Annotated in this window: 8 protein-coding genes and 1 riboswitch; of the genes, 2 read left to right on the top strand and 6 right to left on the bottom strand. The window is 69.3% G+C overall.

Annotation, left to right across the window (positions count from 1 at the left end):
• Positions 1 to 287: 287 nt before the first annotated feature.
• From N7L95_RS16900 to N7L95_RS16890, 3 genes are read right to left on the bottom strand one after another with little or no spacing between them, the layout of a single operon-like run.
• Positions 288 to 1,715, bottom strand: coding sequence for an efflux transporter outer membrane subunit (locus N7L95_RS16900; RefSeq protein WP_301256429.1), 1,428 nt, complete (start codon positions 1,713 to 1,715; stop codon positions 288 to 290).
• On the bottom strand, positions 1,712 to 4,855 hold the full coding sequence (locus N7L95_RS16895) for an efflux RND transporter permease subunit (protein ID WP_301256428.1): 3,144 nt from the start codon (positions 4,853 to 4,855) through the stop codon (positions 1,712 to 1,714). The genes N7L95_RS16900 and N7L95_RS16895 overlap by 4 nt, the downstream gene beginning before the upstream one ends.
• 11 nt (positions 4,856 to 4,866) lie before the next feature.
• Positions 4,867 to 6,108 (bottom strand): efflux RND transporter periplasmic adaptor subunit, encoded by a 1,242-nt coding sequence (locus N7L95_RS16890; protein WP_301256427.1) that lies wholly within the window; start codon positions 6,106 to 6,108, stop codon positions 4,867 to 4,869.
• Positions 6,109 to 6,253: 145 nt separating this feature from the next.
• Here N7L95_RS16890 and N7L95_RS16885 point away from each other — a divergent pair, with 145 nt between their 5' ends.
• A complete protein-coding gene (locus N7L95_RS16885; RefSeq protein WP_301256426.1) occupies positions 6,254 to 6,883 on the top strand; it encodes a TetR family transcriptional regulator in 630 nt (209 codons plus the stop codon).
• 169 nt (positions 6,884 to 7,052) lie between these two features.
• On the opposite strand, the gene N7L95_RS16880 is transcribed toward N7L95_RS16885, so the two are convergent.
• The 3 genes from N7L95_RS16880 to metH form a co-directional block, all read right to left on the bottom strand.
• On the bottom strand, positions 7,053 to 8,594 hold the full coding sequence (locus N7L95_RS16880) for a DUF1501 domain-containing protein (RefSeq protein ID WP_301256425.1): 1,542 nt from the start codon (positions 8,592 to 8,594) through the stop codon (positions 7,053 to 7,055).
• 14 nt (positions 8,595 to 8,608) lie between these two features.
• Complete coding sequence (locus N7L95_RS16875; protein WP_301256424.1) at positions 8,609 to 10,393, bottom strand: DUF1800 domain-containing protein; 1,785 nt, start codon at positions 10,391 to 10,393, stop codon at positions 8,609 to 8,611.
• A 274-nt stretch (positions 10,394 to 10,667) separates the two neighbouring features.
• Positions 10,668 to 13,421, bottom strand: coding sequence for a methionine synthase (metH, locus tag N7L95_RS16870; protein WP_301256423.1), 2,754 nt, complete (start codon positions 13,419 to 13,421; stop codon positions 10,668 to 10,670).
• 41 nt (positions 13,422 to 13,462) lie between these two features.
• A riboswitch (S-adenosyl-L-homocysteine riboswitch) is annotated at positions 13,463 to 13,542 on the bottom strand.
• A 290-nt stretch (positions 13,543 to 13,832) separates the two neighbouring features.
• On the opposite strand from metH, the gene N7L95_RS16865 reads away from it, so the two are divergent.
• Positions 13,833 to 14,504, top strand: coding sequence for a YiaD family glycine zipper/OmpA-like lipoprotein (locus N7L95_RS16865; RefSeq protein WP_301256422.1), 672 nt, complete (start codon positions 13,833 to 13,835; stop codon positions 14,502 to 14,504).
• Positions 14,505 to 14,620 lie beyond the last annotated feature (116 nt).

The raw sequence follows: 14,620 nt of genomic DNA, 5'->3' as shown, positions 1-14,620 counted from the left end.
GTCGGCCTCCCCCCAGGTTGAGGGGGCCCTGCCCCCGGGAGAACCCGCGGGCCGTCCCTCGGCGAACGCGGCGAGATCCAGTGCTGGCAGGGCGCGGGCGAGGTATCGGCCGCTCCCGCCCGGTTCAGCGCGAACAAGAGGAGGTGGTGAGGGCGCGGCCCGCCACCGAGCCGAGACCCGCGCGGTGAGCGGTTACTTTGCAGAACACTTTTGTCCGGCGGGAGTCGCCGCCGAAGGGAGGGCGGGAAGCCGGCAGGCCGCCGCAGCGGCCTGCCGGGCGGCACGCCTCAGCGCGCTTCGGTGGCAGCCGGGTCGGTCCAGCCGCCGCCAAGGGCCTTGAACAGCTGCACCGTGGCGCTCAGCTGCGCCTGCCGGTTGGCCACCGTCTGCAGGCGGGTGGCGTTGGCACTGCGCTGAGCGTCCAGCAGCTCCAGGTAGGCGGAATAGCCGGCGTCGTAGCGCTGCTGGGCCACCTTCAGCGCGTTCAGGGTCGCGCGTTCGCTGGCTTCGGCATCCGCCTGCGACTCGCGTGCGGCGCGCAGATTGACCAGCGCGTCGGCCACGTCCTTGAAGGCGGACTGCACCGCCCCCTGGTAGGCCGCCACCGCCTCGCGCTGGCGCGCCTCTGCCTGGGTGGTCTGCGCCGAGCGGCGGCCGGCGTCGAAGATGGGCAGGCTCAGGCCAAAGCCGAGCGACCAGATGCGGGAGCCGCTCTTGAACACGTCGGACAGCTCCGCGCTTTCGCCACCGGCCAGACCGGTCAGGGACAGCGAGGGGAACATGGCAGCCTTGGCCACCCCGATCCGCGCGTTCGCGGACACCAGCAGTTGCTCGGCCTGCCGCACGTCGGGCCGCCGCGCGAGCAGCTCCGACGGCAGGCCGGCCGGCGGCACCGGCGGCAAGGGGGCGGCCTGCAGGGGCGCATCCGCCACGGCCAGCCCGGCCTGGGCCGTCAGCAGCCCCAGCTGCGACTGGGCCAGCGCCCGCTGGCGCTCCAGTTCGCGCAGCTGCAGCGCCGCATCGGCCCGCAAGGCCTCGGCCTGGTCGAGGTCCAGGCGGCCACTGGCGCCGCCCTTCAGGCGGATGCCGAGGATGCGCACGCCCTCTTCCCGGGTCTTGAGGGTCTCGCGCGTCAGGACGACCTGCTGGTCCAGCGCGCGCAGCGAGAAGTAGCTTTGCGCCACCAGGCCGGCCACCGTCTGGCGCACCACCTCGCCGGCATAGCGGGTGGCGAGCGCCTCGGCTCGCGCCGCTTCCGAGGCACGCCTGAGCTTGCCCCAGAAGTCCAGCTCGAAGGCGGTGGACAGGGCGGCGCGGAAGTCGTTGCCGGTGCCGCCGCCACCGGGCTGGCCGGTGGTGGCGCTGGAACGCGAGCGGGTGGCGTTGGCGCCGAGGTCGACGCTCGGCCACTGGGCCGCACGCGCCTGCTGCTCCAGCGCCTCGGCCTGCTCGACGCGGGCGACGGCCTGCTGCAGGTCGGTGTTGCGGGCCAGGGCCGTATCCACCAGCGCGTCGAGCTGCGGGTCGCCGAACAGCTTCCACCAGTCCGGCGCCACCGCCTGCGGCTGGCCAGCCGCAGGCACTGCGGCCGCATCGGCCGGGTAGGCCGCCGGCAAGGCCGCCTCGGGGCGGCGGTAGTCGGGGCCCAGGGCGCAACCGGCCAGCACGGCGGCGGCCAGCACGGCCAGGGCCAGCGGGGTCAGTCGGGGGGTCATACCGGGATCTCCTGCGTTGCGCCAGGCGTGTGGGAGTGCTGCGGCCGCGGCTTGCGGGCCAGCAAGGTGAAGAACAGCGGGACGAAGATCGGCGCCACGAAGGTGGCGACCAGCATGCCGCCCACCACGCCGGTGCCCATCGACTGCCGCGCCGCCGCGCCGGCACCGGTGGCGAACATCAGCGGCAGCACGCCGAACACGAAGGCCAGCGAGGTCATCACGATGGGGCGGAACCGCAGGCGTGCCGCCTCGCGCGCCGCTTCCACCGCACTCTTGCCCTGCTCCATGCCCTGCATCGCGAACTCGGCAATCAGGATCGCGTTCTTCGCCGCCAGGCCGATCAGCACCACCAAGCCGATCTGGAAGTAGATGTCGTTCTCCATGCCGCGCAACAAGACCATCAGCAGCGCGCCGGTCAGTGCGAACGGCACCGCCAGCACCACCGCCATCGGCACGCCCCAGCGCTCGTACAGCGCGGCCAGGATCAGGTAGACCATCACCAGCGCAAAGCCGAAGGCGAAGATGGACGCACTGCCAGTGCGCTTTTCCTGGAAGGCCTGCGAGGTCCACTCGTAGCCGTAGCCGGGCGGCAGCGTCTCGCGCGCCACCTGCTCGACCGCGGCGATGGCATCGCCCGAGCTGTAGCCCGGCTTGGCGCTGCCCATCACCTTGGCGGCCAGGTAGGCGTTGTAGCGTTCCAGCTGCTCGGCGCCGATCACGTTGTCGACGCGGATCAGCGCCTTCAGCGGAACCATGTTGCCGGTGGTCGTGGACCGCACGTAGAGGCGCCCCAGGTCTTCCGGCTTCGAGCGGAACGGCGCATCGGCCTGCATGGTGACGCGATAGGTGCGGCCGGAACGGTTGAAGTCGTTCACATACAGCGAGCCCATCTGCGCCTGCAGCGCCGCGAACACCTCATTGACCGGCACACCGAGCGCCAGCGCCTTCTCGCGGTCCACCTCCACCTTCAGCTGCGGCACGGTGGGCCGGTAGAAGGTGTTCAGGCCGGTGAGGGCCGGGTGCTTGCCGAGCGCGGCCATGAAGTCCTGCGTCACCTGCGCCAGGCGCTGGGGATCGGACTCGGTGCGGCCCTGCACGTAAACCTCGAAACCACCGGCCTGGCCCAGGCCCTGGATGGCCGGCGGGTTGAACGCGAAGGCCATGCCGTCCTGCAGCGCGAAGCCCATGCCGCTGACCTGCTGGGCCAGCTCCTGCGCGGTCTGCTTGCGGTCTTCCCAGGGCCGCATCGGCACGAAGAAGGTGGCCGCATTGCTCTTGCTGCCGCCGCTGATGAGGTCGAAGCCGTTGACGATGAAGAAGTGCTCGATCGCCTCGTTCTTGCTGTTCATCAGGCGCAGCTGCTCGGTGGTGCGCCCGGTGCGCTCCAGCGTGGCGCCGTCGGGCAGCACCGCGATGCCAAGGATGTAGCCCTGGTCTTCCGGCGGCACGAAGCTGCTCGGCACCTTGTACAGCAGCCAGCCGGCGCCCGCCATCATCAGCGCGAAGGCCAGCACCGCCAGGATGCGCTGCTTGAGCACGCCGTTGACGCCGCCCAGGTAGCGGTGGGTGATCCAGTCGAAGGCACGGTTGAAGGGCGCGAAGAAGCGCTCGCCGCGCGTCACGCCGTCATGGTGCGGCTTGAGCAGCAGCGCGCACAGCGCCGGCGTCAGCGTCAGCGCGACCACGCCGGACAGCACCACCGAGATCGCCACCGTGACGGCGAACTGCCGGTAGAGCTGGCCCGCGATGCCGCCCATGAAGGCCACCGGGATGAACACCGCGCACAGCACAAGCACGATGCCCACCACCGCGCCGGAGACCTCGCGCATGGCCTCCACCGAGGCGGCGAACGGGCTCATCTTCTCCTCGCGCATCAGCCGCTCGACGTTCTCGAGCACGACGATGGCGTCGTCCACCACGATACCGATGGCCAGCACCATGGCAAACAGCGTCAGCGTGTTGATGGTGAAGCCGAACAGCCACAGGCCGGCGAAGGTGCCGATCAGCGACACCGGCACCGCCAGCATCGGGATCAGCGTGGCGCGCCAGGTCTGCAGGAAGACGAAGACGACGATCAGCACGATGACGGCTGCCTCGACCACCGTCTGCACCACCTCGCTGATCGACGCCGAGACGAAGCGGGTGGTGTCATACGGGATGACGTAGTCCACGTCTTCCGGGAACACGTCCTTCTTCAGCTCGACCATGCGCTGCTTGACGGCATCGCCGACGTCCAGTGCATTGGCGCCGGACTGCAGGAACACCGCCAGCGCAATGGCCGGCTGGCCGTTGACGCTGTTGGAGGCGTCGTAGCTTTGCGCACCCAGCTCGATGCGGGCCACATCCTTCAGCCGCAACACCCCGCCCGGGCCGCTGGCCCGCACGATGATCTCGCCGAACTCCTCGGGTGCCACCAGCCGGCCCTGGGCCGTCACGGTGTAGACCAGGTCCTGGCCTTTCGGTGCGGGCTCCGCACCGATCTTGCCGGCGGCGTACTGGGCGTTCTGCGCGTTCACCGCGGCCGCAATGTCGGCCGTGGTCACGCCCAGCCGGGCCATGCGGTCCGGCTGCAGCCACAGGCGCATCGAGTAGTCGCGGGCACCGAAGATCTGCACGTCGGCCGCGCCGGGGATGCGCTTGAGCTCGTCCACCACATTCTGCGTGGCGTAGTTGGACAGGAACAGCGAGTCGTAGCTGCCCTTGGGCGAGTTCAGGCCGATGACCAGCAGGAAGTTGTTGGAGCGCTTGGCCACCATCACGCCGTTGCGGCGTACCTCGTCAGGCAGGCGTGGCGTGGCCAGCTGCACCCGGTTGTTGACGTTGAAGGTGGCCTTGTCGACGTCGGTGCCGACCTCGAAGGTGGCAGTGATGACGGTCTGGCCGTTGGACGACGAGGTGGAGCTGAAGTACAGCAGGTTCTCGACGCCGGAGAGCTGCTCCTCGATGGGCGCGGCCACCGTCTTGGCCAGCGTCTCGGCCGAGGCGCCTGGGTAGTTGGCGGTGATGGTCACCGTCGGCGGCGCGATCTCGGGGTACTGCGAGATCGGCAGCACCTTCAGCGAGACCAGGCCCGCCAGCACGATGATGATGGACAGGACGGCCGCGAAGATCGGCCGTTCGATGAAAAACTTGGACGACATGCTCGCTCCCGTCACTGCCCCGCGGAAGCAGCCGACGCCGCTGCCGGGGCGCTGGCCGCCGAGGCCGGGGCCGCGCCAGGCGCCGCACCGGCCGCCTGCGGCTTGACCGGCGCGCCGGGGCGCAGCTTCATCAGGTTGTCGACGATGACCTGGTCACCTTCGTTCAGGCCCTTGCGGACCACCCAGTCGCCGCCGACCCAGTTGCCGACCTCGACCGGCGCGGGCGTGGCCTTGCCGTCGCGCACCGTCCACACCAGGGTGCCCTTGTCGGTCTGCATCACCGCCGCCTTGGGTACCAGGAAGCCCTGCACCTGGCCGGCCACGACCTGGGCCCGCACGAACTGCCCGGGCAGCACCGCCAGGTCGGCGTTCGGGAACTCGGCGCGCAACTGCACCGTGCCCACGCGGGCATCGACGGTGGAGCCGGCGAAGTTGAGCCGGCCTTGGGCGGCCAGCGGCTTGCCATTGGCGTCCAGCAGGCGCACCTGCGCCTGACGCGCGTCACGCAGCTGCGACTGCTCGGCTTCCGAGAACGCAAAGCGAACCCAGATCGGGTCGGTCTGGGTCACCGTGGTCAGCAGGCTGTCGGTGCCGGGAGACACCAGGCTGCCTTGCGACTTCTGCGAGCGGCCGCTGATGCCGGCGATGGGCGCCGTCACCGAGGTGTAGGACAGGTTCAGCTCGGCCTCGCGCACTTGCGCCTGGGCCGCCGCGACTGCGGCCTCGGCCAGGCGCAGGCCGGAGGTGGCGTCGTCGTATTCGCGCTGGCTCACCGCTTGCTGCTCGGCCAGCGGCTTCAGCCGCTGCGCCTCGCGACGGGCCTGCTCCAGCTGGGCCGTCTGCTGGCCCAGGTTGGCGCGTGCCTGCTGCAGCGCGATCTCGAAGGGCGCACGCTCGATCTGGTACAGCGGCGCACCCGCCTTGACCCGCTCGCCTTCCTGGTACAGCTGGCGCTCGATCAGGCCGCTCACCCGGGCGCGCACCTCCACTTCCTTGGAGCCCTCGGCCTGCCCCACCGCCTCCAGCGTGAGCGGCACCGACTCCAGCTTGACGCTGCGCACGCTCACCGGCATGGGTGGCATGGCGCCGCCAGGGGCGCCGCCATGGCCGTCACCTTCCTGCTGCTTCGCACCACAAGCCGCCAGCAGCACCGCAGCGGCCAGGGTCGAGATCAGGAGGGGCAAGCGCAGCCGGGGAGCGGAGACCGCTTGGACAGCAGCGGCCCGTGCTGGGGAAGCAGGGAGAGAAGCCATGAATGAGTCCAGATAAGGAAGCGCCCTCTTGCGCTGGGGCAAGAAGGTCGGGGGACTGAGGAAAACGCCAGGGAACCAATGGCGAGATACGACTATCATACATACATTCTTGTATGTATGTATGAAGACGAGGTGAAGTACCGCCATGGTGCGCCGGACCAAAGAGGAAGCTGAACAGACTCGCCGCCAGATCCTAGACGCCGCCCGTGCGACCTTCCACCTGCGTGGCGTCGGCAACACCAGCCTGGAGCATATCGCCCAGGCAGCGGGCCTGACACGTGGCGCCATCTATTGGCATTTCGCCAACAAGGAAGAGCTGTTCAAGGCGATGTGCGACGAGGTCACGATCGCACTGGTGGACCGGATGGACTATGCCCTGCTGCTCGACCCCGAGGCCGACCCACTGGAGCGCGTGCGCAACTTCCTGCAGCAGTTGGTCGACGCGCTCAGCGAAGACGGCGGCCTGCGCTGCACGATGGAGATCCTGAACTTCAAGTGTGAATTTGTCGGCGAGATGCAGCGCGACCTGGCCGACTACATCGAGCACAGCGAGGAGTGCCTCGCCAAGCTGCAGCAAGCCTACCAGGCGGCGCAGCGCGACGGCCAGCTGCGGGCCGGGCTGGCACCCCGGCGGGCCGCCCTCGAGACCTTGATCTTCCTGACCGGCTTGCTGCGGCTGCGCCTGCTGGGCATGCCGGTGCTGCAGAAGGGCAGCGAGTTGAAGGGCGTCATCGGCGCCCATGTGGACGGCATGCGGGTGGCGGCGACCGCCTGAGGCCGCTGGCGCCCCAGCCCAGCCCAGCCCAGCCCAGCCCGGGGCCGGCAGTGCGGTGTGCGGGCCGGCACCGGTGCGACGCCGCCGGGCGCCTGTGCCCGCCGGAACGCCGGACGCCCTCTTCAGGCCCGGCCAGCAGGCGGCCCGCCGTGCAGCGGGCCGGCCTGGCTCAGGCGCGCATGAAGCCCAGGTTGCGCTGCGAGGCGTCGAAGTTGCGCAGATTGGGCAGGACCTCCAGCAGCTGAGAGGCGCTCAGGCCGAACCACTGGCCCATCGTGGCGGCGTACTGGTCCACCGAGATCTCCGGCAACAGCGCGCCGTTGCTGCCGATCTGGTTGGGGCTCGTGAAATCGCCCTTGCCGGTGCTCTGGCCGTAGGCGGGGAAGCGGCCATAGAGGTCGCCGCCGCGCACGGCGCCACCCATCACGAAATGATGGCCGCCCCAGCCGTGATCGGTGCCGTCGCCATTGCTGGTGAAGGTGCGCCCGAAGTCGGAGGCGGTGAAGGTGGTGACCTTGTCCTGCGCGCCGATGGCGCTCAGCACGGTGTCGAAATAGCCCAGCGCATGCGACAGCCGGGCCATGGCATCGGCATGGTTGCGGTTCTGGAAGTCGTGGGTGTCGAAGCCCCCCAGGCCGACGAAGAACACCTGGCGGCGCACGCCCAGCGAGCCGGCGGCCGCCACCATGCGGGCCACCACCTGCAGCTGCTGGGCCAGGCCGTTGAAGCCCTTGGCGCCCGTCACCGGGCTGTCGTATTGCAGCAGCGGATCGTTCTGCGGATTGGTGACGCCGGCGCTGCCGAAGGGCGGCGCCAGGCTGCCCAGCGCGCTGCCCAACGCACGCTCGGCCTCGATCGACCGGCGGGTGGTCTCGACATAGGCCGCCTCCAGCAGGTTGCCGGAGCGCGCGGTGGCGGCAATGCGCTCCATCGAGGCCGCGACGGTGGACGAGCCAAACAGCCGGCGCTGGCTGTCGACCCCCAACAGGATGGCGCCGTTGCTGCCCACCTGGTACTGCTCCACCTGCTCGCCCGACAGCCACACCGCATTGCCATAGGCCGAAATGCTGCTGAACAGGGTGTTGCTGCCATTGCCGGAGCGCAGCAGGTCGGCCATGCGGCCGCCCCAGCCGGCCTTGGCCCCCTCCGGCGCAAAGGCCTGCCAGGTGGACTGCTGGTCGTTGTGCGAATACAGCTTGGGCGGCTTGGGATGGCTGGACGTCGCGTACTGCGCCTTGGTGGTGGGCGCCAGCAGCGGGCCGACGTTGGCCACCACGGCCAGGCGCTTGTGGGTATTGAACAGGCCCTGCATGCCCCCCAGCAGGGGATGCAGGGCGAAGCTGCGGCCGGCCTGGGCCGTGGCCGGGTTGAGCGGCAGCACGCCGCCCAGCCGGGCGGGCGACGCGGCCGCGGCTGCCGCATCGGCAGCAACCCCGGGCGCCAGCAGCGCGATGGCGTCGGCCCCGCCCTGGCGCACCTGGCGGTAGTTCTCCCAGGACGCGGCGTCGGTGGCCAGCACCGTGTTGTAGGTGTCGTTGCCACCAAACAGGAACAGGCAGACCAGGGCCTTGTAGTCGCTCGGCGCCGACTGTGCGGCTGCCGCACCGATCGTCGCGAGATTGAGGGCGAACGGCGCGGCCGAGGTGCCGAGCAGCGACAGCGCGCCAGCGCGGCGCAGGAACTCCCGGCGGGAAGCGTGTGAGTGCGTCATGCGGGACCTCGGCTTTACTTCTGGACGATGAACTCGGGCGACAGCAGCGTCAGGTAGACCGCCGTGTACAGGCGGTTGGCCTTGGCCTGCTCGATGGTGCTGTCGTTGCTGCCGTTGGGCTTGCGCGCCGGAATGACGATGCTGTCGACCGCCGTGCGCAACTCGCTGCGCAGCGCTGTGGACATCTGCCCGTTCAGCAGCCGCTGGTTCATGCGCTCCACCAGTTGCTCGGGCTGCTCCACCAGGGCCCGCTCGCCGCTGTAGTCCAGCTGCAGGTCGCGCTCCTTCGCGGTGTAGTCGACCCCGTTCTGGCCCACGCCGCGCACCACCGCCTCGCGGATGTAGTTGGCATAGCCGGCCACCGTGGTCTCGTGGGTGATCTGCATCTCCGGGGCCACCAGGCCGGCCGTGGCGAGCGCGGTGTTCGGCGGCACATAGCCGGGACGGTAGAAGTTGAACACCGAGGGCGAGCGCATCGGCGTCTGCCCCAGCGACCGGCCAGGATCGTCGGTGCTGCCCACCAGGTAGCTGCCGCTGGCGGAACGGGCGCCGAAGGCGCGCAGGAAGGCCGACAGGCGCAGCACCGGCTCACGCAGCTTGCCATAGCCGGGCGCCTTGGCCCGCTCGGCGTCGCGCGCCTCGGGGTCGAGCAGGATGGCGCGGATCACCGCGCGCATGTCGCCCCGCACGCCGGCGCCATTGTTGTTGAAAGCGGCCGAGACGCGGGCCACGTACTGCGGGCTGGGGTTGCTGGTGACCAGCCGCTGGATCAGCTGCTTGCCGATGAAGGGCCCGACATTGGGGTGCATGAAGAGCGCGTCGAGCGCGGCGTCCAGGCTCTCCTCGGGACCGGTGCCCTTGGGCACCGTGCGGCCGAGGAACTTCTTCTCCTGCGACGAGTGGAACTTGGCATAGCCGCTCATGGGCCGCCAGAAGCGATCAGGGTCGAGGCATTGCGACCAGCCGTAGAAGCAGGCGTCGGCGCTGCCGGTGCTGTACCAGCTGAAGCCGGTGAAGACATGCGACAGGCCGACGATGTCGTCGGCACCGTAGCTCTCCAGCGGCTGGCCGCGGCCGTCCAGCTTCACGCTGCCATCGGGGTTGAGCTGGTTCAGGCCGATCGAGAACAGCTGCATCACCTCGCGGGCGAAATTCTGGTCGGGCACGCGCCCGGTGGCAGGGTCTTCCTTCTGGTTGCGCAGGTGCGACAGGTACACACCCATCATCGGGTGGCGCGCCACGGCTTCGAGCAGGTCGCGGTAGTTGCCGAAGGCATGGTCGGCCAGCGTGTCCATGTAGCCGGCCACGCCGCGAGGGCGGTCGCTCACATTGCCGTCGGCCATCGAGATCACGAAGATCTGGGACAGCGCATACGCGACCCGCTGGCGCAGCTGGTCGTCGCCCGCCACCGCGCTGCGCCAGAAGGTGTCCAGCACCTCGCGCTGCCCGGCATTGCGTTGCGGGTCACCCGCCTTGATCGCGGCGTCGGCCGCGTCCCAGTAGGCCCGGTGCACCGAGCCGCCGCCACGCTGGAACTGCTGGTCGATCCAGCGGCTGTAGCTGGTCGCCATCAGGGCATCGACCTCCCGCTCGGTCGGCCCGAAGGTGGCCTGCGTCAGGAAGCGGGCGGCATCGGTGCGGGTGGCCGGCCGGGCGGCTGCGGGGACGGCGGTGTCCCCTTGGCTGTCGTTGTCGTCGCTGCTGCCGCCGCCGCAGGCAGCCAGCAGCAGGGCCAGGGTGGCGGCAGACAACAGGCGCGCAGGGCGCAGCGCCGGCCAGGCGGAGCGGTACGGTCTCAAGGGGATCCTCCAGCAGTTCTTGTCGTGGACGCGCGAGGCGCGGGAGGAAAAAAGCAGCTTCCAGGCCACACGGCGGAAGCGGCAATACCGCACGAAAGAACCCGCCGCAGGCAGGAAAAGCGCCACAGCGGCCAAAGCCTGTCACTCCGCGCGCGCCGGAGCCGGTCCTTGTGAGGGCCGGCTTCGGTCGCGTTAGCGTGAAATTTTGTCGCTTATGTAACCAAATCCATGTTCAGCCCCACGCCGGCCGCCGGCTCGCCCCGGTGCGCTGGGCTCAGAGCAGCGGGGCCAGGCTGCGTTCGGCTTCTTGCTGCGACTGGCCGCAGCGTGCCGCCCAGTCGGCGAGCTGGTCGCTGCCGATCTTGCCGACATTGAAATAGGTGGCCTCGGGGTGCGCGAGGTAGAAACCGCTGACGCTGGCCGCGGGCGTCATGGCCAGGCTCTCGGTCAGTCCCATGTCGATCTCCTCGCAGCCCAGCACGCGGAACATCTCGCGCTTGACGGTGTGGTCGGGGCAGGCCGGATAGCCGGGCGCCGGCCGGATGCCACGGTACTTCTCGGCAATCAGCGCCTCGTTGGAGAGCTGTTCGTCGGCCGCATAGCCCCACAGCTCGGTGCGCACACGCTGGTGCATGCGCTCGGCGAGCGCCTCGGCGAGGCGGTCGGCCAGGGCCTTGAGCATGATGGCGGAATAGTCGTCCAGGTCGTCGATGAAGGCCTGCTCCTTCTTCTCGACGCCCAGGCCGGCGGTGACCGCGAACAGCCCGACATAGTCGTTGCCCAGCGGCGAGACGAAGTCGGCCAGGCAGCGGTTGGGCCGCTTCACGCCATCGACCACCGGCCGCTCGCTCTGCATGCGCAGGCCATGCCAGGTCATCAGCCGCTGGGTGCGCGCCTCGTCGGCATAGATCTCGATGTCGTCGTCGTTCACCTGGCGCGCCGGGTAGAGCCCGATGACGGCACTGGCGCTCAGCCAGCGACCCTCGATCAGCCGCTTGAGCATGCGCTGGCCGTCACTGTAGACGCGGCGGGCCGACTCGCCGACGATCTCGTCGGTCAGGATGGCCGGGAAGGGGCCCGCCAGGTCCCAGGTCTGGAAGAAGGGGCCCCAGTCGATGCACTGGGCGATCTCGGCCAAGTCGTAGTTGCGGAACAGGCGGCGGCCCAGCACCTTGGGCCGCGGCGGCGTGTAGGCCGCCCAGTCGAGCGGCGTCTTGTTGGCGCGCGCCTCGGCCAGGCTCACCAGCGGGGTGGCCTTCTTGTTGGCGTGCTGCTGGCGCACCTTTTCATAGTCGGACTTGAGCTCGTCGATGTAGCGGCTGGCTTTCTCGTCGCTCAGCAGCTCGCTGCAGACGCCCACGCTGCGCGAGGCGTCGGGCACGTAGACCACCGGGCCTTCGTACTTCGGCGCGATCTTCACCGCGGTGTGCACCCGGCTGGTGGTAGCGCCGCCGATCAGCAAGGGGATCTTCTTCACGCGGAAGTAGTCGTCGCGCTGCATCTCGCTGGCGACATGCTGCATTTCCTCGAGGCTGGGCGTGATCAGGCCCGACAGGCCGATGATGTCGGCGCCTTCCACCTTGGCCTTCGCGAGGATGTCCTGGCAGGGCACCATCACCCCCATGTTGACGACCTCGAAGTTGTTGCACTGCAGGACCACCGTGACGATGTTCTTGCCGATGTCGTGCACGTCGCCCTTCACGGTGGCGATGACGATCTTGCCCTTGGCCCGCACATCGCCGCCAGCGGCCGCCAGGCGGCGCTTCTCCTCCTCGATGTAGGGCACCAGGTGGGCCACCGCCTGCTTCATCACGCGGGCCGACTTCACCACCTGGGGCAGGAACATCTTGCCGGCGCCGAACAGGTCGCCCACCACGTTCATGCCGGCCATCAGCGGCCCCTCGATGACGTGCAGCGGCCGCCCGCCGGCGGCGCTGATCTTCTGCCAGACCTCCTCGGTGTCGGCCACGATGAAGTCGGTGATGCCGTGGATCAGCGCATGGCTGAGTCGCTCCTCGACCGGGGCGTTGCGCCAGGCGAGCTTGGCGCTGTCGTCCTTGGCGGCGCCCTTGACCTGCTCGGCAATCTCCAGCAGCCGCTCGGTGGCGTCCTCGCGGCGGTTCATCACGACGTCCTCGACACGCTCGCGCAGCTCGGCGTCGAGGTCGTCGTAGACGCCCACCATGCCGGCGTTGACGATGCCCATGTCCATGCCGGCCTGGATCGCGTGGTACAGGAAGACGGTATGGATGGCCTCACGCACCGGCTCGTTGCCACGGAAGCTGAAGCTGACGTTGCTGACGCCGCCGCTGACCTTGGCGCCCGGCAGGTTCTGCTTGATCCAGCGGGTCGCCTCGATGAAGTCGACCGCGTAGTTGTTGTGTTCCTCGATGCCGGTGGCGATGGCGAAGATGTTGGGGTCGAAGATGATGTCTTCCGGCGGGAAGTCGAGTTCGTCCACCAGCATGCGGTAGGCCCGTTCGCAGATCTCGATCTTGCGCTGGTAGGTGTCGGCCTGGCCCTGCTCGTCGAAGGCCATGACCACGGTGGCCGCGCCGTAGCGGCGGATCAGCCGGGCCTGGCGCTTGAACTCCTCGACGCCTTCCTTCAGCGAGATCGAGTTGACGATGCCCTTGCCCTGGATGCACTTCAGCCCGGCTTCGATGACGCTCCACTTGGAGGAGTCGATCATGATGGGCACCCGGGCAATCTCCGGCTCGCCGGCGATCAGGTTCAGGAAGCGCACCATCGCCGCCTGGCTGTCCAGCATCGCCTCGTCCATGTTGATGTCGATCACCTGGGCGCCATTCTCGACTTGCTGGCGCGCCACGCTGAGGGCATCCTCGAACTGGCCGTTCAGGATCATCCGGGCGAAGGCCTTGGAGCCGGTGACATTGGTGCGTTCGCCGATGTTGACGAACAGGCTGCCTTCGCCGATGGAGACCGGCTCCAGCCCCGAGAGGCGCATGGGAGCGACGCGGGCGGGTTCGGCGGCGGGGGAGGCGGCGGAAGCAGTGGTGTCGTTCATGGCGCAGCGGCTAGGTTGGGCCGGCCACGGCTCACCCGTGGCGCGGGTGAGCGTCGTTGCGATGTGAAGTTCCAAGCCTGACGCGCCGGATTGCGGCCGCGCTGCAACGCTCCTTGGAACTGCCGATTTTATGCCAGCCCTGTCCCGACAGCATCAGGGAATGAGCGGCGGTGACGCAGGAACTTCCGCACCGCTGCGGCAGTCTTTCCATGCAGGCAGGCGCGTGATCAGGACGGCGCCGGAGCGGTCGCAAGCCGCACGGACACCCCGGAGTGCGCGCCCACACTCGACAGACGACAGCACACCGAGCAGCCCCGGCGCCCTGTTACAGGTTTCACTCGGCCGGCGTTGCCCCCTGCGGGCGCATCGATTGCAATGCGGGCAGCTGTCCAACAGAAGAAGGAGCCCAACGTGAAACGTACCATCCTCTCGCTCTGCGCCATCGCCGTCCTCGCCAGCGGCTGCGCCAACATGTCCGAGACGCAGAGCAACACGGCCAAGGGCGCCGGCATCGGCGCGGCTGCCGGCGCGGTGCTCGGTGCCGTCACTGCCGGCGGCAACAAGGGCAAGAGCGCGGCCACCGGCGCGGCTGCCGGTGCGGCGGTCGGGGCGCTCGGCGGCTACATCTGGTCCAAGCGCATGGAAGAGCAGAAGGCCAAGATGGACCAGGCCACCGCCGGCACCGGCATCGATGTGGCCCGCACCAGCGACAACCAGATCAAGGTCCAGATCCCGAGCGACGCGGGCTTCGACACCGGCCGCGCGGCGGTGAAGCCGCAACTGTCCACCGTGCTCGACAAGTTCGCCACCAGCATGCGCGAGAACAGCGCGACCGAGATCCGCATCATCGGCCACACCGACAACACCGGCAACGACAGCATCAACAACCGCCTGTCGATGGAGCGCGCAGCCAGCACGCGCGACTACCTGGTGGCCCGCGGCGTGCCCTTCGCCCGCATCGCCATCGACGGCCGCGGCAGCCACGAGCCGGTGGCCAGCAACGACAGCGACAATGGCCGCTCCCAGAACCGCCGGGTCGAGATCTACGTGGCCGAGCGCGAGCAGGTCGCCCAGACCCGTTGAACCCCTCGCCCGCGGGGCCCCCATTCTTGAGGGACCCGCAATGGGCGGCGCAATGTGAAAATGCGGTGTGCCGGAGACGCAAGACGGGCTCCGGCACATTGCTTTTCACGGGCGCC

This window comes from Eleftheria terrae, from assembly GCF_030419005.1.
GTDB classification, from domain to species: domain Bacteria; phylum Pseudomonadota; class Gammaproteobacteria; order Burkholderiales; family Burkholderiaceae_C; genus Caldimonas; species Caldimonas terrae.
Note: the sequence above shows the minus strand (reverse complement) of the source record. Positions and strands in the feature narration are given on the sequence as shown.